This window comes from Streptomyces sp. NPDC059679 (genome assembly GCF_042734105.1).
Classification (GTDB): domain Bacteria; phylum Actinomycetota; class Actinomycetes; order Streptomycetales; family Streptomycetaceae; genus Streptomyces.
The window spans coordinates 67909-93744 of record NZ_JBHWES010000022.1; the positions used below are offsets into that span (position 1 = coordinate 67909).

The window sequence follows — 25836 nt, forward strand, 5'->3', positions numbered from 1 at the left end:
TCCGCCGGGGCCATCCGCGTATCAGGCGTCCTCGCCACTCGGGCCGTCGGCAGCGTAGGACGGGTCCATGGTCAGCAGGAGCAGACACTGGGCCGCGGTCAGCTCGACGTCCGCGAGCGGAAGCTGGTCGACGAGGAGGGCCGCCTGGGCGCGCTGGGCGGTCGAGAGCTCCACCCCCAGCTCCTCCAGCACCTTCACCGGGACGGTGCGGCTCCGGTCCAGCGGGGGGATCGCCTTCTGGGACATCTCGTCGGCGGTGACATCACGCTCGCCATCGCCGTCGGCGTCATCGGCGGGCGCCTCCCACGGCAGCTGGACCGCCTTGGCATCCTCCATGGCCGGAACGACCGGTGCCAGATGGATCCCCGACGCGTCCACCACCCGATATGGCGCCGTCTTGGGATCCAGGAGCTCCAGCACGTCCCCCAGGGCGTCGATATTGGCCACCCGGCCGATCCAGCCGCTGTCTCCCCGCAGCAACACCCCGGCCGGCGGATGGACGAAGTCGTCGCCGAACCGCTGCCACCCCTCCGACGGCACCACCTCGCCGTCGGGAAGCCGGATGTTCCCCGTGTCACTGACCTCATACCCCCATGGCGTGGACCGGTTCGGAGCGGGGCGCTCGAACTTCCGCCATCCCTCCGCCGACTTGCCCTTCCCCTCCGGCACCTCCGGCGGCGGCACCTCGCGCACACCGCCGCCATACCGCGGTTCCCCGACGGTCAGCTCATGGCCGATCGGCCAGCCCTGCGCCACCGGATCCACCCCGGTGTCCCTCGTCCCGCCGCGCACCCGAACCGCCGCCGTCATGGGCGCCGAACCCCGGTGATCGTCGACCGTGATGCCCACCTGATGGGTCCGGGCGACGTCGCGACCAGGGCGCGCGGTTCTGGACACCGGCGTGATGGGAAACCGATCCGCCGTGACACGCGGTCTCCCCTGCCCGCTCTGGAGCCGGGCCAGATGCTCGGCCAGCCTCTCCCGCAACGCCGAGGCGACCGCCTCGGCCCGCCATGGGCCGCTGTCCTTCGCTCGGCCACCCGCCCTGGAGTCGCGGACGTTGTCCCGCGCGGTGATGGTGATGTCGGGGAGCGGGAGTCCGTGGGCGTGGTTCCACAGTCCCACCCGGGCCAGGGTGGCGGCCAGGTCGTTGATGATGAAGCGGCTCTGGTCGGCCGTCAGCTGTCGCGTGTTTTCTACGGTGAGGGTCTTCGGGGTGATCCGGTGGCCGTGGACCACCACCGCCGTCAGGGGGTTGACCTCGGCGGAGGGGCCGTCCGACAGCAGATCGGCGTTGACCTCGTGCATGCTCTCGCCCTGACGCCCGCTGAACATGCGGAAGTACCACATGTCCTCGCTCCGGACGAGCGAGGCGGCGCGCTTGATCGCGGCCTGGGCCCGGCCCAGGGCCCGGTCCAGTTCGCCCTGTGCCGCCGCGTGTTCCGGGGTGCCCCGGACCTGCTCGTCCCGGTCGGCCGTCGCCCCGTCGACGGCGAGCAGCGCCTCCGCCACCTTCAGATAGCCGCGCAGTCGCTCCAGTTCCCCGGCGCTCGCCCCGTCCCGCTCGGCCTCCTCGATCCGCCTGCGCAGTCCGGTCTCAAGATGCCACCAGTCCTCGGCGGTGGAGTGGTCCTGGTTCTCCTCGACCATCCAGGACAGCAGGGACTTCATATAGAGCTTGCGTGAGTGGTTCTCCAGGGTGATCTGGTCGGCGCCGTCCTCACTGGCCAGCACCACCTGTGCGAAGTGATAGCCGAACGGGACGCCTTCCCCGGCCCGGGGCTTGGCGAAGTTGCGGTTCAGCACGGGACGGCCCTGTTCGTCGACCGCGCCGATCGACTGGATCACATAGCCGGAGCCGACCGGCGCCCAAGCGCCCCTGTTGGCACCGATTCGCTCGACCGCCGCGTCCAGCCGCTCACGGCGTGGGTTGTCCGGTTCCTCCAGGCTCTGCGCGCTCCCGTACGACTCGCCGGGCAGCGGGCCGTCCACGCCGCCCATGGGGCGGTCGTCCTCCCGCGCCCGCGCCGCCGCCCAGCGCGGATCCACCCGCTCCAGATCCTCCAGGCCGTCGGCCACCTCGGCCAGTGCCCGGGCCAGATGGTGGGTGCCGGTGACCTCCCATCCGTCGGAGGCGTTGATGGGCACGGTGACCAACTCGCCGCCGTCGGGGTCGGTGAAGACCATATGGGACACGGACACCTCACCGGCCAGCATCCTCGCGAAGTCGCGGCAGATCTCCTCTTCCGAACGGCCGCTGCGGGTCAGGAACTCCGGCTCCACCTTGAACAGGGGCTCACCGCGGGTGCCGTCCTCGGCGGGCAGGACGATGGCCACGTCCTCCTGCGCCTTCAGCCGGACGTGGTTTCCCGCCTCCGCCATCTGCGCGTTCGCCCGCTCGATGGCCTTGCGGGTCGCGTATGCCTGCTGGTTGAAGCTCTGTTCCCCGTTGTCACCGCACTGGACGGCGAGTGTCCGGTCCCCCGAGAAGCGCAGGGTGGGGCGTTCGCCGGTCGGGGTCTCGGTGTACTCCTGGCTGGGCAGATAGAGCGCGGCCCTCCGGGAGGCCGACCTTCCGAGGGGGTAGGCGACGCTCAGGACGGGGTTGTCCGGCCGGCGGAACAGCACACCGTCGCGGCTGGTGTCGATGACCTCGTAGCCGTTCGTCACCAGTGGCCCGGGCCGGTGCGGGTCCGTCGGCCCGGCTCGGCGCGGCTCCTGGGACGTGGCCTGCCGGGTCTCGCCACCGATGCGGCCCCTGACCCGCCGCAAGGCGCGCGGCGGCCCCGGTTCGGCGGCGGCGATGATGCGCGCGTCCAGCACGGGCGGCCGGCTCCGCGCGGCGCGCGAGCCCTCCGCCCGGGGCAGGCCGCCGCGGGCCCTGGCGTCGCCGCGTGACACCGGCTCCTCGCGGCGGTCCCTGGACGGATCGTCCGCGTTGAACGTGTCCGTTTCCAAGGTCGTCGCGGTGCGCGCGGCACCGGGCGCCGGGGCCGGCGGACGGCCGCGCTGCCAGTGGTGCCGCTGCCCGGGGGCCGCCGTCACCACCATGACGCGGGTGCCGGTCAGGGGATCGTCGTGCACGGTGACCGGGCCCCGGGACGAGATGGTGGTGCGCGCGGTCGCCGCCCGGCTGTTCAGGGACTTCGGCAGACTGCGGCTCCCGCTGCCGGCGTGGGACTTGATAACCGCCACCTCGGCGTCCGGGGGCCTGACGGTCAGCCACGGGTCGTGGACGAGCAGTTCGGCGATCTCGTCGTGGGGCACCCGGCGGCGTGAGCCGTCCGGCCAGGGCATGTCGATGTGGCCGTCGCCGCCGTCGGCCAGGACGAAGAACGGGAGCCTCGCCCTGGACACATCGGCGGTGCCGTCGACGTTCCACGGCGTGTACTGCGGGGTGCGGGCCTCAAGGGCCCCTTCGAGCGTGCCGTCCGGGGACTCCAGGTAGTACGCCACTTCGAGCGGCTTGGTGGAGCGCTGACCGGTCCAGTCGCGGCCCCTGGCCTCGCTGCCAGGGGTGCGGATCAGCGTGTCGTCGGAGAGCGCGTCGTTCAGCTGGAGGTGGTACGCGGCGAGGGCGGTGGGGTTGTGGACATCGCGGCCCGCGGCCGACGCGCCCGCGATCAGCCACACCAGTTCCGCGTGGCGCGCCCGGTCGAGCGGTCCGGCCGCGTCGCCGAGATGGAGGACCTTGGCCGCAAGCGCCGCCACATCGGGGGTGTCGGAGAGCACTTCATGGGCTTCGATCACCGCCCACAGCAGCCGTTCCCGGTCCGCGTCGGTCACCTGGTCCGGGGAGTTCAGGTGAAGGACCTCCGCCACGCGCTCGTTCAGGCTCAGTCGGTCTCCGCGGACCAGCCTCCGCAGCAGGTCCAGGCCCTGCTCCACCGACGGCATGGACACGAACTCGCTCAGCTCCGTGCCGCGCGGCGCGGAGGGCGCGGCGACGAGCAGCGCCTTGACCTGCTCCGGCGTCGGCTCGGCGGGCCTGCCTCCGGCGCGGGGCGGCACCCCGGCGTGCCCCAGGGCGGCGCGCTTCAGCAGCTCCATCCGGAACCGCCCGTCGGCACCGCGCAGCCCCGGCTCCACACGGCGCATCCGCTCCACCGCGCCGATGCCGCGCAGCAGCCGCCGGTACTCGCCCGCCGGGTCGTCCTTGTCGTTCTCCACCGTGACGCCGAAGGTGATGCGCAGCGCCCGGACCAGCCGCAGGGTCACCTTCCTGACCTCGGACGGGGCGCGCCCCTCCGCCCTGTGCAGGCCCGCGATCCGGGCGAGCTCGTCCAGTTCGGCGCCGTACGGCTCGGGCCGGGTCTCGAGCCAGCGGCGCGGCCGGAGCTGCGGGTCGGTGATGATCGAGTGCTGCCCCCGGGAGGCGCGGAATCCGGAGGTCCGATCGGCGCTGAAGTGGGTGCGCCGGGTCCTGTTGGCCACCCGCTGCATGGCCGAGACGGTCTCCAGCGGGTCGGCGGCGGCGGTGTCGCGGCTGAGGTTCCCGACCTCGGGGTAGCCGTCCGCGCGCGCGTCGATCCAGCAGCTCATGGTGACGACCACGTCCTCGGGGCGCAGCCGTCGGATACTCGGACGCCGCTCCAGGAAGCCCCCCATCTCGTCCCCGTCCACGCTCCAGGACCGGTCACGGTCGTCCGTGAGTTTGAACCGGTTGGGCATCGCGTGCGTGCTCACGAAGTGCGCGTTCCGGCCGGCCCACGGCACCTTCTCCGGCGGGCCCACCGGCTGCCTGGTGACGGGGTCGAGGACGACGTACTCGTCAGTGCCGGGGAGGATCTCGAAGGTGCCCTCCCGCATCCGTGTGTCCGCGTCGTTGAAGCTCGCGCGGCCGTAGGGGCGCCCGTCGGCCGCCATGGTCGTGTGTTTGACGGCGCTGTCCGGGATGAGGTGTCCGTCGGTCGTACGGACGAAGCCCTCCTGCGCGGCGAGGTCCTCCTCGTCCAGGTCGTCGGGCTCGCTGCCGATCCACCCGCCGACGGGCGGTCCGCCCTTCCCGCGGTCGATCACCACGATCCGGCCGGAGCGTACGGTCACCTCGCCGCTGTGCGCCCAGACCGTTCGGTCGGTCCGGAAGGCCCCCGTACGGGGCAGCAGGAGGCCCCGGTCGCCCGCGCGCTCCACGGCCAGCAGCACCGGAACGTCGGGGTCGAGCCCGAGCAGCTCCGGGTCCCTGGCCAGCAGTGCGGCGAACTCCTCCAGCGTCACCCGCACGGGAGCGGAGCCCGGCAACGAGACCATGACGTGGTCGTGGCCGCCCTCGGCCACCACGACATACGGGGATCTGGCCCCGGGCCTGCGCCACCACTCCCCCGTGATGGGCTCGCCGAGGGTGCCGTCGGGGTTCTGAACGGAGTACGACCGCCGGTCGAAGGCGCCGATCGGGCGTCCCGTCAGGTTGCGGCCCATGGTCCTGCCGCCGGTCGAGGTGATCGTGCTGACCTTGGCGAACACGCCCCGCTTCACCAGGTGTTGGACGCCGAGTTCGGCCAGGCTGCCCGCCCGGTCGGCCGCGATCGCCTCGTCCACCAGCCGGTACAGCTCGCGCCGCTGCTCGCCGCTGACCGGCGCGTCCGGGGCCAGATGGAGGATTCGGCGGACCAGCGGATCGGGATCGAACGGGCCCTCGCGCAGGGCGGGGTCGGGGTCCGTCCGCCGCAGGGTGTCCAGCCGTTCGACCGCCCCCGAGTAGCGTGAGCGGACGATCTCCACCGTCGTCCGGGCGCGCGGCCGCCGGTCCGTGCCGTGCGTCCGTCCCTGGCCGACGGCCTCGATGGGAATGTCGCGGGCGTCGATCCGCCCGGCGGTCGACGGCTCGTTGCGCTGGGCCCGCCGCAGGTACGTGTGCGCGCTGTCGAAGAGGGCGTCGGCCACGGTGTCCGCGCGTTCCTGTTCCAGGGTGCCGCTGCCCTGGCCGGCGTCCGGCCGTGCGGATCCGGTGCCGTCGCGGTGTCCGGTGACCTTCACCTTCGGCGGGGCGAGACCGGCCCGGGCGTCCCGCATGGCGACCTCGGCCAGTTGACGGCCCAGTTCATCGACGAGGGCGCCCTGCTGTGTGTCGAGCGCGGCGGAGCGGTCGGCGAAGGAGACATGGGACCGGGGTGGCAGGACCGGCGGCAGCGCATCGCGGAGCGCGGCCGTCGTCGGCGCCGCCGACGACGGGGCGGGGGCCTGGTCGGAACGGGGGGCGTCGCGGTCCGGGCCGTTGGTGTAGTCCCCGGTCGTCGACTGCCGGCGCGGCCGGCCCGTCCGTGTCGCGGGGTACGCCGAGCCCCGGTGGTCGTCGACCGTGATGGTCGCCTCGCGGCCCTTGTCGGGGTCGCCGCCACCGCGGGCCGTCTCGGGCACCTCGGTGATACGGAACCGGTCCGCGGTGAGCAGGGGCGCCTCCAGCCCGCTCTGCAGCCGCTCCAGGTGTTCGTCCAGGCTTTCGCGCAGCGCCTTGGCGATGTTCTCGGCCCGGATCTGGCCGGTGTTCTTCGCCCCGCTCCCCAGCGAGAAACGGCGGTTGTTGGCCCGCCCGGTGACGGTGATGTCGGGCAGCGGAAGGCCATGGGCGAGGTTCCACAACCCCACCCGCGCCACGGTCACCGCCAGCCCATGGATCACGGTCTTCTGCTGCTCTGCGGTCACCTCGCGCTCGCCCTCGGCGAAGGCGACCGACTTGGGGGTGATCCGGTGGCCGTGGACCACCACCGCCGTGAGCGGGTTGGCCTCCGCCGAGGGGCCGTCCGACAGCAGATCGGCGTTGACCTCGTGAATGGTCTCGCCCTGGCGCTTGCTGAAGACGCGGAAATACCACTGGTCCTCGTTGCGGATCAGCGGTGCGGCGCGCCGGATGGCGGTCTGGGCGCGGGTGTGTGCCCGGCCCATCCGGTCCACCGCCGCGGCGTGTTCGGGGCTGCCCTCGGGGTGCGTACGGGCATCGGCCTCCGCCTGGCCGATGGCGAGCAGCGCCTCCGTCAGTTGGAGATAGGCGCGCAGGTTGGCGAGTTCCCGCTCGCCGGTGCCGTCCGTCTGAGCCTCGTCGACCCTGCGCCGGAGTCCGGCCTCCAGCCGCCGCAGCCCCGCCGGGGTGGTACGGGCCCGGTTCTCCTCGACCATCCCGGACAGCAGGGACCTCATATATCCCTTGCGCGCGTGGTTCTCCAGGGTGACCTGGTACGCGCCGTCCTCGCTGGCCATCACCACCTGCGCGAAGTGGTAACCGAAGGTGACACCCTCCGCGCCCGGGGGTTTGGCGTAGTTGCGGTCCAACGCCGGACGGCCCTCCTCGTCCGCGGCCCCGATCGACTGGATCACATAGCCGGAACCGACCGGCGCCCAGGCGTATCCGTTGGCGCCGATCCGCTGGAGCGCCTCGTCCAGCCGCTCACGCCGGGGGTCGTCCTCTCTCTCGTAGCTCTGGGCGCTGCCGTACGACTCGCCCGGCAGCGGGCCGCCCATACCGCCCATGGGGCGGTCGTCCTCGCGTGCCCGGTCCACGGCCCACCGCGGATTCACCTGCGCCACGTCGGCCGCGCCGTCGGCCACTTCGGAGAGCGCCTGGGCCAGATGGTGCGTGCCGGTCATCTCCCACCCGTCCAGGGCGTTGACCGGCACGGTGGTCACCCCGTCGCCGTCGGGGTCTTCGAACACCATGTGGGAGACGGCCGCCCCGCCGGCGAGCATCTGCGCGAAGTCGCGGCAGATCTCCTCCTCCGAACGGCCGCTGCGGGTCAGGAACTCCGGCTCCACCTTGTACAGCGGCTCGCTCCGGGTGCCGTCGTCCTTGGGGAGGACGACGGCCATGTCCTCGCTCGCCTTCAGCCGGACGCCGCGGTCGTAGAGGGCCAGTTGCGCGTTCGAGCGCTCGATGGCCTTGCGGGTCGCGTAGACCTGCTGGGGGTTGCCCTGGGCGCCGTCGTCGTCGCTGCGCAGCGCCAGCGTCCGGTCCGCCGAGATACGCAGCGGGGGGCGGGCGTCGGCGCGGAAGGGGTAGTACCCCTGGGTCGGCAGATACAGCGCGGCGACGTCCGGGTCCGGCCCGCCGCCCAGGGGGTAGCAGACCCCCAGGGACTCGCCGGACGGCTGGCTGAAGAGGACTCCGTTCCCGCTGGGGTCGATCACCTCGTAGTCGGTCGTCACCAGCGGCCGGGCCTTGAGCGAGTCCCTGAACGCGGCGTGCCGCGCCTCGTCGGCGGCCCGCCCGGCGCCGGGCCGTGGTCCGCCCGGGCCCCGGGGGGCGCTGGGGCCGGGGGTGGGTGCCTCGGCCACGATGTCCGCAAGTTCCTCGTCCTCGGCGAGTACGTCCAGCATGGGCGGGCGGTTGCGGGCGGTGCGCGAGGACTCGCCGCGGGAGCTCTCGCCCCGTGAGCCCTCGCCGCGGGGCGCGCCACCGCGGGCCCTGAAGATGTCGCCGGTCTCCAGGGTCTGGGCGATGGCCTGGCCGCGCTGGCGCAGTGTCCGCCGCCACTGATCGGGCGACAGTTCCTGATGTGCCCGCATCACGGTGTCGTCGTCCAGGCTGACGGGTGCGTCGCGCGCCAGCCGCCGCAGGGTCCGCACTTCCGCGACCGCCTCGGACCGCAGCAGCGACAGGTCCTCGGCGCTCAGCACCGGGCCGAGGTCCGTGTGACGGCCGCCTTCGTCGAACCGCAGCAGCCGTACGGTTCCGTCGGCGGCGGCCAGCAGCAGGTCGACCGGGGCGGCCAGGCTGTCGGCCAACTCGGCGACCGTCTCGACCGGATCACTCGCGAACGACCCGGCGTCGGCCCGCAGCACCAGCCGGACCCCGCCCAGCGGCTCGCCCGCCACCGAGGGCAGCAGCGCCTCGCCCAGATCGTCGGCCTCGCGCACCGGAGCGCCCTCGGTCAGCTCCGAGACCCGGAACTCCAGCGTCTTCCTGTCGTCGTCCGGGGGCAGGTGGACGAGGGTGTCCCAGGCCGGCTCCACGGCTCCCTCCGGGGCCGGCGACGCCGACCGCGACCGGTCGGACGCCGTGTCCTGCGCCGTCGTGTCGGTGGCCGGTAGCTCGGCGAGCGAGCGCAGGACGTCCATGTCCAGGGGGCGGCCCTGGGTGGCCGCCTCGGTGGCGGCGTCGGTCAGCGCGGCGATGTGGGCCTGGCTCACCTCGTCCGCCGAGCCGAGCCCGAACACGTCCCGGGTGTACTCGGTGATCGCCTGGTCGGCGGTGCGGGAGGGGAACCGCGCCATGGCCGGCCCGCTCAGCGACCGGATCGCGGCCAGCCGCGCCAGGTCCGTCGCGTCGGAGCGGGAGTCGGGGCCGAGCAGAGCGTCGCCGAACAGCGCCCGGGCCGTGCGCACCGTGGTGGTCACCTCGCGGCGCAGCGCCTCCGGGTCGGCGTCGGCGAGCCCCAGGGTCGTGGCCAGCCGGACCACCAGCTCGGCGGGCGGCCCCTGGGGCCCGTTGAACCCGTCCCAGCGCGCGTGGGCGGCATGCCGGGCGAACCGCGCCATGCCCTCCTTGAGGCTCGCCACGATCTCGTCCACGGTGAACCCGCCGAGGAACAGCGAGCGCGAATCCATCAGCACCGCCGGGCGGAAGCCCTGCTCCAGCAGGAACTTCTGCATCAGCAGATGGACATTGACCCGGCTGTTGGCGTCCGTGAACGGCTGGAGGATCTGGAGGGCCCGGGTCACCCGGGCGACGGCCCGCAGCTTCTCGTCGGGTGTGACCGCGACCGCCACCTCGCCGTAGTAGCGGTCCAGCGCGGCCTGCACCACCTGACGGGCCTCGCCCGGGGCGTAGTCGATGGAGATCTGTCCGCCGCGCTGCCCGTGGTGGAAGACCACCCAGGGCTTGGCCATGCCCGGCTCACGCGGCTCGTTCAGGGAGAACAGCAGCCTGCGGCCGAGCAGCAGGTCGTCCTTGATGTCCGCCGCGACGCGGTCGGCGCCGGTGCCGCGCATCGTGGTCTTCATCCGGCCGCCCTCGTGGCCCGACCACGTGGTCGCCACGTTCTGCCCCTCGCCCGGCCTGAGATGGCGGGTGGCGATGTGGTGCAGCTCCTCGTACGCGTCGGCGTCGATGCGCGACCAGTCGCGTCCGGTGCCTCCGACGTCCAGGACCTGCTGGTACGCCTCGGTCATGCCCGCCCGGTAGCCGGGGTACGTCCGGGTGTCGAGGTGGCCGCCCACGTCCTCGGGGGTCGCCCGGAACGCTTCGGCGTGCACATTGGGGTCGATGAACAGCCGCCACCACGAATCCCGCGGCAGCAGCCGGGACAGCCGCGGGGCCGCCGCGCCCGGCGGGGCCCCCGAGGTGGTGTCCGCGTAGTACTCCCGGATCCGCTCGTCGGGGAACCGCCCGCCGATCGCGACGTGTTCCCGCAGCTCCTCCTCCGACAGCGGGGAGAGACGGTGGTAGCGGCGCCGGGTGTCCTCGTAGTCGAAGCCCAGCTCGCGGCGGTCCGGGTGGTCCTCCTCATGGGCCCACAGCTCGGTCGCCCTGAGGAGTTCATGGAGCGTGTGGTGGCGGTCGGCGAGCATCGAGCCGACGTACGCCAGTCGCAACCAGCGCAGGTCCAGGCCCGCGTCCCATTTCTCGTTGGCGTCCTCGGCGGCGTCGAGCAGGCTGTAGACGGTGCCGGAGCTGCCGGTCTTGATCAGGCCGCCGGTGCGCTGGGCGCGCGCGTGCGGGGAGTCCTCCAGGGTCGGCGGGCGGGGGTCCCCGGCCAGCCGCGCCGGGGGTTCGTGGTTGATGCCCGACAGCTCCTCGCCCGGCTTCCAGGTGGCGCCGTCCGAGGTGAACGCCCGTTCGCGGGCGCTGAGCGGCGGCAGGATGTCCTGCGGGGCGCGCCGGTCGAACGGGCCGTCGGACGGGGTGCCGCGCCAGCGACGCTCGTCGTTGATCATGGACGGCTGGTCGGTCGGTGTGCCCAGCAGCATATGGAAGACGCCGCGGCGCAGCGCGTTCCACACGAGGGTCGACTGCTCGCGGAAGTTGCCGTCGTGGACGACCTCTTCCAGGGTCTTGGGCTCGACGCCGACCGCGCCGGGCACCTCCTGCTCGTAGGTGCCGAGCAGGCCCCGCAGCGCCGGGGGCGTCTTCTCCCACACGAGGCGGGCGAACCGGGAGATCTGCTCGACGACCTGCGGATGCTCCGAGAGGTAGTCGCCGAGCCTGCGCTCGTACGCCTCGGACTCGTGCTGGTAGCGCAGCCATTGGAGGTCCGCGTGGCTCGCGGGGATGAGGGGACGGCCCGAGCCGCTCCCGGGCGGGGGCGGCAGGGGGATGTCCTGGGTGTCCGGCGTCCGGTCCTCGGTGTCCGGCGCTTCGTCCTCGGCGTCACTGGCGTGGTCCTCGACGTCGCCGGTCTCGTCCTCGGCGGGGCGCGGGCGGGGGCGGGCCAGGAGGTATTCGTCGCCCCGCTGATAGAGGGTGACGGTGTTCCCGGGAGTGGCCGCGGGGTCGCCGAAGGTGCGGTGGGTGCCGTCCTCGGACACCAGGGTGAGGGTGATCCTCTCCGCCCGCGCGGTCAGTTCGGCGGCCAGCGCGGCGGTGGTGGCGTCCCAGCGGCGGGCCGCGTGCAATTGGACGCGCAGCAGCGCTTCCCCGTTGCCGTCGGCGTCCCGGGTCGCCTGAGGGATCCGGCCGCCGGTGCGGCGCATCTCGCCGCGCAGGGCGTCGCGCCGGGTGGCGTCGAGGCCCAGCGTGAGGCCCGCCACGTCCTCCCAGCGGAACGTCGCCGACGGGTCGAGTCGGGCGCCGTCCGGCAGGGGCTGCGCGGCCACGCGGGTGGCGATGCGGCGCGCCACCTGGGTGGCGGACAGGTCGGCCATCGGGGTCGCCCCCGGTACGCCCGGTCCCGTGTTCCCGCCCCGCGGGGTGGTCCGGGCGGTGGCCGGGGGCCGGGCCGCCGCCACGGCGGCGTAGAAGCGGTTGCCGCCTCCCTCGGCCTCCACCAGGTCGTACACCCGCCCGTCGGGGCCGGTGAGGGTGCGGTGGTCCTTCGCCGCGTCGAACCGGGGCCCGTCCTGACTGTCCTGAGGAGCCGTCCAGGGCGGTGTGGTGTGCGCCGGGCGCTGGGTCCCCGTGGCGGCCGCGGGCGCGGGGGCGGTAGTGGTCGGCGCGGGGGCGGGCAGACCGGGTGGCGGGTTCGAGCCGACGGACTCCTCGGGCAGCATCAGCTGGTAGTGGCGGTCGTCACCCTCGCCGCCCAGCCACAGCTGCACGGGGGCCGCGTCGGCGCCGGACCCGACGGCGGAGAAGCCGTCCGGGGAGAACTGGAGGAAACTGCCGTCCGGCGTCACCACGCGCACGGGGACGCCGAAGGTGCGCGCCGCGAGCAGCGGCAGCAGGTCGGCGGCGCCGTGGTCCCAGCCGCCCCGCTCTGCCGTGCCGCCCGGCCGCAACAGCTGGGTGACGGCAAGGGCGAGGCGGGAGCGAGTGCGTACGGGCAGCGAGTCGGGCAGCACACCGATCGCCTCGAACTCCCGCCGCTCGGCGGTGTCCTCGCCCAGCTCGATCCAGGCGCCGCCGATCTCGTCGTCGGTGAAGGTGTCCGTGGTGTCCGGCGCGAGGACGTCGAGCAGATCCGCGTTGGCGGGGTCGGTCAGCCGGGCGGCCAGCAGCTCCCGCAGGCCGCGGACCAGCGCCGCCCGGCTGGACAGGTCCAGGCCCGCGTCGGCGAGCAGGCCGGGGTCCAGCCGGTGGAGGCCCTCGGCGAGCGCGTGGAAGAAGGCGTCGCCGTCCCTGGGCACATCGAGGAGGGCGAACCGCTCGCCGTCCGGGGCGATGAGCGCCGCCGGGTCCTCGTCGCCGTCCTCCTGGGTGTAGCGCGGCGCGTCCTCTGTGTCGGTGTCCGCGGTGTCCCCGATGTCCGCGGTGGCTTCCTCGGCGGTGGGCTTCGTCGGGTCCGTGAACGTCACCCCGGGCGGCTTGGGCAGCCCGTCGAGCCGGGTGCGGCCCTCCTCGGTGGCGTTGAGCCGGTGCCAGCGGGTCAACCGATCGGCGGCGGTGCGCACCCGGTGGTATTCAGTGGCCAGCGCCTCGGCGGTCGCCTGGAGTTTGTCGAGGGTGCCCTGCCAGGTTTGCAGGGCCTCCCGGGCCGCGTCCCGGGTGTCGGTGGCCCTGCGCTCCGCGGCCATCGCGGCCTGGAGCTCCCGCGCGGTCCGCCCGCGCTCGGCGGCCGTGGTCCGCTCGGCCTCGGCCACCCGCTCGGTGGCCGCGGACCGCAGCTCGGCCGCGCGGGTCTCGGCGGTGGCGAGGGCGCGGAGTGCGTCCGCCAGCGCCTCGCGCTGGAGCTCGGCCCAGCCGTCGTGTTCGGGTGCGGCGTCCGCGGCCGCGCCGCGCTCCTGCTCGACGCGCCGTCGCGCGTCGGCCACCAGCTCGCCGGCGGCGCGGTCCGCCTCCACGGCGGCGGCCCTGGCGTCCACCAGCGGCCGCCGCGCCGCCACCTCCGCGTCACGCGCCTCGGTCAGCTGCCGCTGGAGGTCCCGCAGTTCGCGCTCCGCCCTGGCCAGGGTGTCACGTGGTCCTGAGCCCTGCCGGCGGCGCTCCTCCCAGTACTTCTCGTCGGCCTCGGTCCATGCCTTGGCCGCCTCCTGGACGGCGTCCCACGCCTTCCCGGCCTCCGCGGGGAAGTTGGTGTCGTCGATCAGCCCGAGTTGGCGGGCCACGTCCTCCCGCACCCAGGCGATGACGGCGGCGTCGGTCTCGAACGCCTGCCGTCCGGCGGAGCCGAAGTGGCCCGGCATGAGCTTGTGGAACGGGGAGGCCACCATCCGCCCGACGGCGCTGTCCCTGATGTGCCGGTGGACGGTGGCGCTGCTGAGCCAGATGGTGGGGACGGCGAAGAGGAAGGCGCGGTCCTCGCCGTCGTTGACGGAGATCTCCGCCATGAAGTCGCGGTTGTATCCCGCGCCTTCGCCCTGCGATGTGTTCGGGCCGGTGGCCGCGGCGCCCGGCCTGGTCGAACCGGCGCCTCCCATCGAGGCGGAGACGGCGGCGTCGACGGCCGAGGTCTGGCCCTCCGATCCCGAGGCGGCCACCCCGTCGGCGGTGACCTGGCGCCGGGCGATCTGGAGGTTGGTGCCGGGGGCCACCGTCAGCAGCTGGGCTCCGGCGAAGTGCGGCTTGGAGTACAGCGCGAGCCGGCCGTCCGCCCCGCCGACCAGGCTGTCCTCGGTCAGCCCCGGCACCTGGTAGCCGACCGGCTCGAGGGTGAGCGGGTAGTGGGCGGCGAGCACGATGTTGCCGGTGCCCTCGTCCAGGGTGTGGGCCGAGCCGGTGCCGAGCCCGGTCAGGCCGGTGTCCTTGGCCCGTACGAGGACATCGTCGCCGTCCGTCCTGAAGCCGATGTCGTACGCCTTGGCGAGGGCGAGATAGCTCCCGGCCCGGACCTGTTCGAAGCCGATGACCCCGCGGACCTGGAACCCCTGGGCGGGCATCTCGAACACGCCCTGCGTGCCGTCGAGGAAGGTGACGCGCCGCCAGTCGCCGTCCCCGCGCAGCGACGGGGGCGCCGCCGGCCGCGGGTCGGAGGGGGCGGGAAGGGTGGGCGGCCCGAGCGGGTCGTCGGCGGCCGGGGCCGTCCGAGGGCCGGCCGGGTCGGGGCTCATCAGGCTGAGCGGGGTCTGCTTGCGCAGCGTGCCGACGTCTCCCTCCTCGACGACGCGGCGCTTGCCCCGGACGTAGCGGGACGCCTGCCGCGCCCGGTGGGTCAGATGTCTGACGCGGCTGTCGGCGGCCGTCGGCGGGGAGGGGTCCGGGGCGTCCTCGACCTCCAGGACGATCCGCAGCTGGTAGGGGGTGTCGTACTCGGCGTAGGGCTCGCTGGTGGCCACCGTCCAGGTCGTCATCGGGCTGGACGAGTGACTGGCGGTGAGGGTCTTGCGGGCGGAGCCGGTCTCGCTGTAGCCAGGGCCCGCCGTGGGGGCGTCGGGGTTGTGGGTGTACGCGTTCTCGCCGACCGACAGCCCGAAGTCCGGCCCGCGGGTGCGGCTCAGGCTGGAGCCGGTGGACTCGGTGGCCGCGAGGTTGTCCTCCCAGTCGATGCCGTGTCCGAGCCGGCGGAACTGCGGTGCACCGGCGATCAGTTGCACCCGCAGCCGCACCTGGCGGCCGCCGATGCGCATCCCGTCCCAGCCCCAGCGCCCGGTCCTGGCGGGCACCGTGGAGCCGGTGCCCTCCATGTCCCCGCGCAGCGCCCGCAGCAGCCGACTGGAGGCGAGGCGCAGCAGGGCGTTGCGGCCGGTCTCGTCGAGCGACAGACCGCGCAGCGCGCGGTCGAAGGCGTCCAGCACCGCGGCCGCGTTGAGCTCGCCCAGCGGATAGCCGCTCAGGGCGTTGCCCGCCAGCCATGCCTGCGGCGACCAGGTCTGCGCGTCGTAGTGGGGCACCGCGCCCCAGCCGTCGTCGATCAGGTTGAGTTCCACGGCGCTGTACTCGGGGAGCAGCCCGATCCAGCCGCCGGGGACGGCCAGCAGTTGCCCCGAGGCGGCGGCGAGGCCGCGCGGCACCAGTCGGCTGCCCGCGCCGGTCGTGGTGCCGAGCGCGCTGGAGGCCACCGCGATCTCGTGCTCGACGTTGCCGGACACCAGCACCTGGTGGGTGTTGTCCTGCCGGGAGACCTCGTTGGTGACGGACCGGGTGACGGTGTCGCCCTTGGTCCGGCCGTACGACCACGGGCTGATGTTCAGCGAGTAGAACCCGGCCGGGCCGCGCTCGCCGCCGTGCGGCTGGAAGGCGGAGAGCCGCCCGCCGAAGAGGAAGCTGTAGGTGACGGTGTTCTTGCCACCCGACTGCGTACCGCCGGTGATCTTCAGGGCGGCGGCCATCGGGGCCGGCTCGGACAGCAGCGTCAGCCCCGCCACGGTCATCCGGTGGGCGAGGACGCCGCCCCGGTTGAGATACGGGCCCCTGGCCCACAGCCCGGTGATCCGCCAGCCCGACGGGCTGAGGCTCTGGTCGGCGTTGGCCGTCAGATACGGGGCCTGGAACGGGCGCACCGCCGCGTCATGGGCGGGCGCGCCCTGCTGGGTCAGATGCCACGACCCGCCCGAGGCGCCCCGCAGCGACTCCTCCACGGCCCGGATGAGGGCGGGCTGGCCGAGGACCGCGATGGTGAGCTGGGCGTGGCCCGTGAACGGCTGCTGGGCGCGGCGGGCCGCGGCGTCGAGCGCGGTGTGGTCGGCCTTCGCGAGCGCCAGGGCCTGTGCGTCGTCCAGCGGGGTGCTGTCGATGCCGTCCTCGAAGTCGCGGTACGGGTTGGCCGTGCCCGCCGCGTGCGGGTCGGTGGCGGAGGTGTGCTCGTCGAGGACGCTGAGCAGCACCCGCCCGGTGAGCGGGCCGCCGCCCACGGGGGTGCCGTCGGCGGCGGTGCCGATCACATCGGACGGCTTCTCGCGGAAGACGAAGGGCTGGGTGCCCAGCAGCCCGGCGGAGGCGAATCCGCGCAGCAGGCCGGGCAGCCGCCAGTAGCCGCCGCGGCTGACGGTGACGCTGAGTCGGTAGCTGTACAGATGCGGCGGGCGGGTGCTCGCCACCGCCCGCTCGACGGCGGTGCTGGGCCCGAACACGCTGTTCTGGCCGCGGCCGCGGCCCCCGCTCAGCCCGAGGAACAGGCTGCCGGAGTGCTTGGAGAGGCCGAGCGCGGTGGCGGCCGTGGTGCGCAGGGTCCCGTTGCCCTCGATGCCTGCTTCCAGGTCGTGGACGACCCCGTGGTCGCTGTCGAGCTTCTCGCCGCCGGGCGCGGAGTGCTTGATCTTCAGCCCGGTCTGGGTGCCCTCGTAGCGGCGGCCGGTCAGCTCGCCGTCCAGCCACAGATAGCGATAGCCGCGCTTGAAGCGCAGGGACTCGCGCAGCGGAATCCGGACGCCGCTGGTGATCAGCGTCTCCAGGGATCCGGCCATGGTGTGGTACGAGAGCGTGGTGAGGATCTCCAGGGTGTTGGTGAGCGCCGTCTGGAAGTGGTCGGCGTCGCGCCAGCGGGGGTTGTCCGGGTCGAGCTCGTCGAGCGGCGCGACCAGGCCCGGGTAGGCTCTGGCGGCCTCCCGCAGGATGGTGTCCGCGAAACTGTCGAGCCAGGTGGTGTCGGTGGCGTCGTCGGCGGTGGCGTCGTCGGCCGTGAACTCCTCGACCCTGGCCACCCCCAGCGTGGGCGGCCGGTCGGGGGTCAGATAGGCGGGCGCGTACGGCTCGGGCGCGCCGCTGCGCATGCGCAGCCGTGTCCCGTCGTCCCAGCCCGCCAGCCGGCGCGCCTCGGAGCGGGGCATCCGGTCCAGGCTCCAGGTGACGAACAACCGGGCCGTGTGCTCGGGCCCCGGGGTGGTGCCCGCCGTGCGGTCGCGGCCGGCGCGCCGCACCACGACGGCCTTCTCGACGAGATAGAGGCCGACGGGGGTGTTCTTGGCCTCGCCCTCGGTCTTGACCGCGCCGGAGCCGCCGGTGTTCATGGCGCGGGTGGTCCGGTGGCCGTACCGGGCGGCGAAGCCGAGCAGGAAGCGCAGATTCAGCTGGTCCCCGTTGAGGCCGAGCCAGTTGAAGGCCGGTCCCACCGAGCCGTTGATCTCCTGGCCGGTGGCGATGGAGAGGTTGCGCTCGTTGGTGAGGGTGAGCGCGGTGACGTCCTTGAGGGCGGCGGCGGTCGTCTCGTCGACGAGGATGGCGCGGCGTGGCAGGACCTGCACCGTGAAGACGCCCAGTGGCGTGCGGAGCTTGTCGTCGGCGAACAGCGGGGCAGTGGTCATCCGGCCGGTGCCGAGGACCCGGGCCATCCGCTGGAAGTTGCGGGACGAGATGAACGCGTCCAGCTCGCGGTGGGCCGAGGAGCCGGGGCGGGCCCCGATCTGCCCGGCGGCCCAGTCCCGGACATGGATGAGGGGGCCGAAGTCCTCGGTGGTGACGAGCCGGTGGTGCGGCCGGCCCTGGTAGCCGATCAGGCGCGGGATGCGGCCCGGCTTGGACTCGGTCGCCGCGCTGTCCGAGAGCCGCAGGGTCAGCCCGCCGCGCATCCCGAAGCCGAACGTCGCCGGGGTCCGGCCGCCGTCTTCCGTCACGGGCCGGCCCCGCTCATCGGTGACGGTGAACTCGTAGTAGACGTCGTCGAGGTAGCGGTGCGAGGTGTCGGTGCTGCTCGTCTTGGACTGGCTGGTGGTCTGGGAGGTGAGGGTGTAGCCGACGGCGTGGGTACGGGCGAAGCGCAGGCCGATCCGGCCGAAGACACCCAGCGGCTTGGTCAGCGGCCACAGCGGGGCGAACGGGTTGAGGGCGTAACTGGTGCTCTGGGTGGGGGTACGTCCCGTGGTGCGCTGGGTCCGCCCCGTCGACTCGATCTTCCGCGGTCCGTCGGAGGTGTCGGTGAAGCGTTCCCAGCCGCCGTAGTGGCGCACCGCGAGGTGCAGCACCCGGACCCGGCCCTTCTCGTCGGTGTAGGTGAACTCGCGCCCGTCGCCGCTGAGTCCGCTCAGGTCCTCGCTGAGCGCCGTCGCCACCTCGGCGAGCAGCCCGGTGTCGCGCGGGGCGCCGGGGCGGGGCTTGCGGGGCCGGGCGCCCGGCCTGGCCCGCAGCTCGCGTTCGAGCTCCTTCAGCGCCTGGTCGGTGCCGCGCAGGGTGAAGTCCTTGGTGCCGAAGGCGGCCGACCGCGCCAGCACCTCCTCGGGCAGATCGGCCATCAGCTGTCGGATGCCGTCGAGAGGGGCGGGCATTCGGCTGCCGTCGGTGAACCGGGCGCCTTCGCGCTCCAGCGGGGCGGGCGGCAGCCCGCGGTCGAGGCGGGGCGGGCGGCGGCGGTCGAGGTGGTGCTCGATGCTCAGCGGATCCTTGGGAGGTGTCGTCTCCGGCGTGTCCGTACCGGTCCCGGGGGTCTCGGTCCCGTCTCCGTCCTGGTCTCCGTTCCGCTCCTGCTGGTCCTGGGCGGTGGTCTGCGGCGGAGGGGGGGCCTGCCCGTCGGCCCCGAGGGTGTCCACGGTGGCCGGAGCGGTGGGCGCGGGGTCGGGCGCGGGCGCCGGGACGTGCGGCTGGGGCCGGTGGGTGTTCTCGGCCTGGTCCCACAGCCCCCGGAAACCCTCGTACAGGTGGTTCTCGGCCTGGATACGGCTCGTGCCGTACAGCCGCTCCAGCAGGGGCAACAGCCGCTCCCGCTTGGGCCGTCCCCGCTCGTACTCCCGCACCCACTGGGCCCCGTTGTTGCGGCGCTGCCCGGTGTACGGGTCGGTGCCCTCGTTGGTCCCGAGGTAGGCGTTGGTCAGCTGGGCGAAGAACTCGTACTCGTCCCGGGCGGAGTAGTTCAGCACCGGCTGCCCCGCCAGGTCCCTGGCCACGCCGTCCGGCCACTGTGGCGGGAGGACCTTGGAGCCCGGCAGCTGCGACCGCCGCTCCCGGTTGCGCTTGGCGTAGAAGGCGTCGCGGATGCGCTTGCGGTCCTTGTCGGAGAGCCCGTGCTGATGGATGGCGTGCGCGAACTCGTGCGTGGTGGTGGAGTACCCCTTGGCGTAGATGTGCTCGTCGCCGATGGTGCTCTCTTTGCCGAGAAGGTTCTCCTCCGTCACCGCTGTCGTCCGGCCGCCCACGCCGCGCACGGTGTCCCAGACCCGCCCGTCCGGGCCGACCGGCTTGCCCCGCAGATGGCGGAACGGGGCGAGCGAGGTCATCGCCTCGTCCTTGGGCACCACCACGACCCGCGCACCGGCCCTCAGCAGGGTGGCCGCCACCTTGGGGTTGCCCAGCATCGGCGTGAGCCGGCCAAGCACCTCGCGCCGTGCCGAGTCGGGCTGGTTCACCCCCTTCGGCACCTGGATCAGCAGCCGCGCGGCCGTCGCCGCGAACTCCGGCGCGGGCAGCCTGGCCTCCAGCGCGTCGATCAGCGCCGGGTCCGAAGCCAGTTGCTCGCGGTCGGCCGATGACAGCAGCGCCAGCTCCTTCGCGCGCTCCGCCGCCGACATGCCCGGCAGCCGGGAGGCGAGGTCCGCCACGCGGTCCGGGGAGGCCGGGGACGGGGCGGGCCGCCGCGCCCGCGGCCGCTGCCCCCTCAGGCCGGCGGCCGGGCCCGGGGCCGGGGCGCCGGGAGGCGGCGGCAGGGGGCGCGCGTCGAGCGCGCCCTGCGAGCCCTGGGCGGAGAAGCCGAGATACGAGCCGATGGCCTCCAGGTCCAGCGGATCGAAGCCGCGCTGGGCCGGGGTGTTCTTGATGCCGAAGGCGGCGAGCGACTCGGACTTCAGCCGCGCGCGGGACCCCGTGTTCGCGCTGTCGAGGTCGGACCACCACGGCACGGGTGCCTCGTTGCCGGTCACCTCGGCGTTCTTGACCACCCACTGTCCGGCGAGGGTCGGCACCTTGTTGACGGTGATCCGCTGGTAGCCGATCTTCGGGTCGTGCCAGGCCTTCATGCGCTTGGCCTGGCGGTTCCCGGTCTCCTCCAGGTAGCGCACCTGATGACCGATCAGGGCGTAGCCCTCCAGGTTGCCGCTGCGGAAACCCAGGTGCTTCAGGTTGCCGCCGGAGGCCTGGGAGAGGTGGTCGAAGACCTGGAACTGGACCTCGCGCGTCTCGTCGGGGAACGCCTGCCGCCAGTCGTCGTCCTTCCAGAACTCCGTGAGGTCGTGGACGTTGTCATAGCCGTCGGCGAGCCGCTTCAGCGCACCGCTCTGCGCGCTGTCGCCCGCGATGATCACGTTCGTACCGGGTGGCAGATGGTCGATGATCTGCCGCAGCCCGGTCGTGCCACTGTCGTGCTGGGGGTGCGCGTCGCCCTCCTGACGGCTGCCCAGCCGCGACCACAGCACCGCGTGCGGGCCGCCCTCCGGCACTCCGCGGGCCGCGAGGAAGCGCCGTACCCGCTCGGTGTGGGGGTTGTCCAGGCCCCAGGCGCCACGGATCTTCGCCCGCGAGCGCCCCTGGCCGTCCCATACCTGCGCCACCTCGCTCGTGGCGTACTTCGTCGGCTTCTGGAACCGGGTGCTGCGCAGCCCCGCCGGCACGGGCGGGCTCATCGCGTCGTAGGGCAGGGCCTCGTAGCCGTTGGCGGTCTGTGTGTAGAGCTGGTGCGGGTCGTCGGTATGGAGGGTGTGGAGCCGGCTCTCCTGTGCGCGCAGCTCGGCGTCGCGCCGGGCGGTGAGCCGGTCCCGCTCCTGTGCGCGCTCGTTCGGCGACAGCTCGGTGTTCGCTTCGAGTTCGGCCATCGCCCGGGCGTGGCGGGCGTGCACCGGGGCGGTGAGGGTCTTCCGGAGGAACGGCCCGACCTGGTCGCGGGTGCGCGGTCCGGTCACCACGCCGACGTGCAGCTTCGGGTTGAGCGAGAGGGCGGTGGCGAGGCCGAACATGTCGCCGGTGAAGTTTCCCGCCGTCAGGACCAGGGCGCGGTGCGGGCCGGACCCGGCCCGGAAGCTGTCGGCGAGGTCCGCGAGGGTGGTGCGCAGCCGCCCGACATCGTCCGGGGTGGCGCCGAACTCACGCCACTGGGCCTCCAGGGCCTCGCGCGCGGCCCTGGTCCCCATCAGCCCGTTCAGCACGTCGATGAACTGGCTCGTCACATCCGCCTTCGCCTGGGCCGGCCGCTGGGCGGCGTACTCCGCGCCCCGCCGCCGCACCAGTTCGTCGGCGAGCGCCGCGTCCAGGCCCGGGTGCCGGCCCAGCGCCCACAGCAGGTCGAACAGGTCCGAGCCGCGCTTGTGCCGGTCCGGCCGCGCGGCCAGCGCGTACGCCGTGTCGACCAGGGAGTCCACGACGGACGGGACGGCGATGCCGTCGGCCTCGTCCGTGGAGCGGTACGGGTCGGTGCTCGGGCCGATGGTGATGTCGACGCCGTTGATCCGTCCGCTGAGCGCGCGGGGGTCGCGCCCGTCCTGCCGCAGTACGTTGGGCGGGGCACCGGGCGGGCTCGGGAAGTGCTCGGCCAGGGCCCGGTTGATCAGCTCCTCGTGCCGCCGCACATCCGGGGTGCCAAGCCGGAAGTCCAGGCCCGCGAGGGGGCGCGGGCTGCCGAAGCGGAGATTGGCGTGGGCGCCGCCGGTGAGCACGAGGGGCCCCTGGACATCCCGCGTCCGCCCGTCGTCCCGGATCAGCCCGTTGATGAGCGCGGCCACGTCGCGGCCCATCATGAGCGCGCGCGCGTTGGCCTCCGGCGTGGTCTCCGGGTCGTGCGGGGGACGCGGCGGACCGGCCGGCCCGGACGCGAGGGCGGTGGCCGGCTGCGCCGACTCGATGCGGATCTCCCGGCTGACGGTACCGCGGTGGCCGTCGGCGTTGAAGGAGAGCAGCACCTTGTGGGTGGCCCCCGCCGTGAGCTTGACCTTGGGCTTGGGCACGGTGAAATCGCCCGCCCGGTCGGTGGCGCCGATCCGCTCCAGGACGGCGGTCATCAGCTGCGGCGCGGTCACGCTGCCGCCGTCCACCGTGATGGTGAGGGGCCCGCCGCCGGGGCCCTGGCGCTCGACCGCCCGGTCCCACAGCTCCTTGAGGTCCTCGACGTCCTTGGGCGCCGCGGTGACCCCGACGTTCGCCTGGGACGGCGGATGTGCCGGTCGCAGATGGGCGGGCGGCAGCAGATCGGCGGGGTCGCCGGAGGTGGTGGTCGGCAGGGGCTGAGCCGACCTCGGGTGGTCGGGCACGGCGGGACCGGAGTCGGCGGCGTCCTCGATGGTCCTCAGGTAGTGCAGCGGCACGGCGCGGTCGGGCAGCGTGTTCGGATCGGCCATGATGCCGACGCTGTCGACCGAGCCGTTCTCGATGCGGCGGAAGAGCGAGGAGGGGTCCAGCGACCGGTCCCCCAGACCGGCGAAGTGCATCAGCTCGTGCAGCGACCGGGCGTCGTTCTTGCGGCGGCGCGCCGCGTTCTCCTCCGGCCCCAGGGACGGGTCGTCGGAGTACAGCCGGAAAGAGAACTGGTCGAACTCGGTGGGGTCGGCGGTCGAGCTGAGCTCGATGGCCTCCGGGTGGTCGGGCGCGTGGACGAAGTTCACGTCGATGTGCAGCTGGTCGCCCGAGCGCGGCAGCGTGAGCCCGTGGTTGACGTGGGTGTCCAGCAGTTCGCGCATCCGGCCCTCGAAGCCGGGGAGCCGGTCGGCGGGGAACCCCTCGCCGAACCGCACCGGCAGATTCAGCGTCAGGTTGCGCACCCAGCGGCCGTCGTCGGCCTGGACGCGCCGGATCCACGCACGGATGACGGTGTCGCGCCCGCCCAGCGTCTGCGGCCCGCGGCCCGGACCCTCCGCCAGCGGGTCGGCGGCCGGGTCGTAGCGCTCGGTCCACAGCGGCGCCGAGGGCGCCCCCTCCCGCCGGGGGCGCCACTGCTCGGGGCGCACGGGGGAATCGACGGGCTCCGCCATCACAGGCCGGCGCGGAGTGGGGTCGACCGGCGACGAGGAGGCCGTGGCCAGGACCGTCGGCTCGGGCACGGGAGCGGGGTCGGTGTCGACGGTCTCGGTGAGGGCGGCGGGGTCAGTGAGGTCGGCGGGACCGGTGAGGTCGGTGGTGGGTGTCGTGGACGTCGTGGCGATGGCCGCGGGCGGGGTGGGCGCGGTGTGATCGGCCACGGCGGGGGTGGGCGGTGCCTGGTCGGCCACAGCCGGGCCGGTGTCGGTCAGGTCCTCGACGGTCTGGAGGTGGTCAGGCCGTACGGCGGGGCCTGGCAGCGCGTCCGGATCCACGTCGAGGCCGGCGTAGCGCAGCACCTGACGCAGCGCGGTCCCGTCGTTGCGGAGCTGGCGCCGGGCACGCTCGGGTGCGCCGAGTGACGGATCGTCGGGGGACATCCGGACGTGGAGCTGATCGGACGGGGCGGGGGTGTCCGTCTCGGTCAGCTCGATGGCCTCGGCGTTGCCGGGGTCGTGGACGAGGTTCAGGTCGATGTGCAGCTGATCGCCGGAGCGCGGCAGCGGCAGGCCGTGGTTGACCTGGGTGTCCAGCAGTCCGCGCATCCGCTCCTGGAACTCCTGGAGCCGGTCGGCGGAGAACCCGTCGCCGAACCGCACCGGAAGGTCCAGGGTCAGGTTGCGCACCCAGCGGCCGTCGTCGGCCTGGACGCGCTGGACCGTGGTGCGGACGACCGACGTGTCCGGGGCGGGCTGGGTCACCGGGCCGCCGTGACCCTGTTCCTGGCTCTGGTCCTGGTCCTGGTCCTGGTCCTGCGTCTGGTCGTCGGCGGCGGGCCGGATCTCGGTGTGTATCTCGGTCGGGGACCCCTGCTGCCGCCCCCGCCACTGCTCGGGGCGTACCGGATCCCGGACCGGGTCCGCGGCCGCGGGGTTGTTGTCGTTGTCCTGGGTGGTGGTGTCCGAGCCGGGGGTCGTGTCCGGCGTGTCGTCGAGGGTCGCGTCGACCCCGTCTCCGTAAAGGTCCGTGTCGCGGCCGCGTGGCGAGGCGTACGGCGTCGTCGAGGGAGTCGGGGAGGGCGTGGCCGACGGTGTGGGCGGGGAGACGGGCGCGGTGGGGCCGACCGACGCGGGATCCTGGAGCGGGGTGTTGTCCGAAAGCGGGGTGTTGTCGGGAGTGGTGTCCCGCCGCGGGGTGTTCGACGGCAGCGGGTCGGGAGCGCCGGCCTTGGGAGTGGTCAGCGGCACGGCGCCCGGGGTGGTGCCGGGGTCGGTGTCCTCGTATGCGTCCCAGTCGGTGATGTCCGAGTACGCGTCCGAGTTCGAACTCAGAATCGAGTCCGTGTCGTTGTCCGAGTACACGTCGCTGTCCGAGTACGGGTCGTTCTCCGGGCCGAAGTCCGGGTAGAGATCCGGCACCTCGCCCGCCGTGATGTCGACGTCGTTGTTGTGGACGATCGGAGGGGTGAGCGTCGTGTGCACGGGCGTGGGGGGTGGCGTCGTGATCGGGGGCGGCGTCGGAGTCGGAGGTGGCGTCGGGGTGTGGGAGGTCGAGGTGTCGTTGGTGACCGTGTTGACGGTGGCCGGCCCGCCGGAGTGGGCGCCACCACCGCCCCCGCCCAGGACGGAACTGGGCCCCGGCCGGTCGTTGAGCATCATGATGAAGAGATTGCCGCCGATGAACTTGGCGTTCAGGCTCTTGCCGATGTAGTCGAAGCCGCTGCCGATGATGAGTTCGGAGGCACCGCTGAGACCACCGCTCACGATGGTCATCGGGTCGAACTTCCACTTGCCTTCGAAGAGGCCGTTGATCAGGAACTCGGCGAACGCCTCCCCGACGCCCTCGCTCCCGAAGCTGTTGAAGAGCTCCGCGCCGAACTTGTTCCACTTGTTGTCGCCGAAGTTGTTGAAGATGTTCTTGAAGAGGGGCCCGAGTACCGACGAGAGGCCGCTGATGAAGAACCCGGCCAGGGCGCCGAAGGCAGCGGACTTGCCGATGGCGCCCCAGTCGATCCCGTCGGGGCGGCGGTCTCCCTTGTTCAGGCCCAGCATCGCCATCCGTACCGCGAAGGTCGTGAAGGCCTCCTGAAGTGCCTCGCTGAACGCGGGCGCCAAGTGGGTCATCCGGAGCAGCCGTTCCAGGATGATCAGCACCGCCAGACGGCTTCTGGTCCTCGCCAGGACGGCGTCGCCGAAGGACAGCCCTCCGGTGAAGAACGCCATGGCGGCGATGAAGGCCAGCTCGATGATCAGTTGGATGATCTCGGCGATGACCTCCCACTTGCTCTCCATGATGTTTCTGGAGTGGCCGACCTGCCCCTTGCTGATCTCCCTCAGGTTGTCGGCGAACTCCCCCATGGCGTCCTGGCCGCCGGCGCCGGTGAGCATCGCCATCGCCTGCTTGTACACGTCGGCCACCTGCGTCGGCAGCGCGCCGTCGACCCGGTTGACCGAGTCCATGATGCGATCGCGCAGGTCAAGCAGCGCCTGCGCGTACTCGTCGAACGGCATGCTGCTGCCATAGGCCATGTCCGAGGACGCCTGCGGCGGCTCGAGGCCCAGAGCGAACAGCAT

Annotated in this window: 1 protein-coding gene; it reads right to left on the minus strand. The window is 73.4% G+C overall.

The annotated features are described in order from the left end of the window. Positions 1 to 21: 21 nt before the first annotated feature. Positions 22 to 25836: a lonely Cys domain-containing protein gene (locus ACFV2X_RS23685; protein ID WP_385619627.1), complete on the minus strand. Its 25815-nt coding sequence runs from the start codon at positions 25834 to 25836 to the stop codon at positions 22 to 24.

Excerpts from the sequence above, each read along its gene's own strand:
- ACFV2X_RS23685 (WP_385619627.1), bottom strand. The coding sequence starts at position 25,836 with ATGCTGTTCGCTCTGGGCCTCGAGCCGCCGCAGGCGTCCTCGGACATG.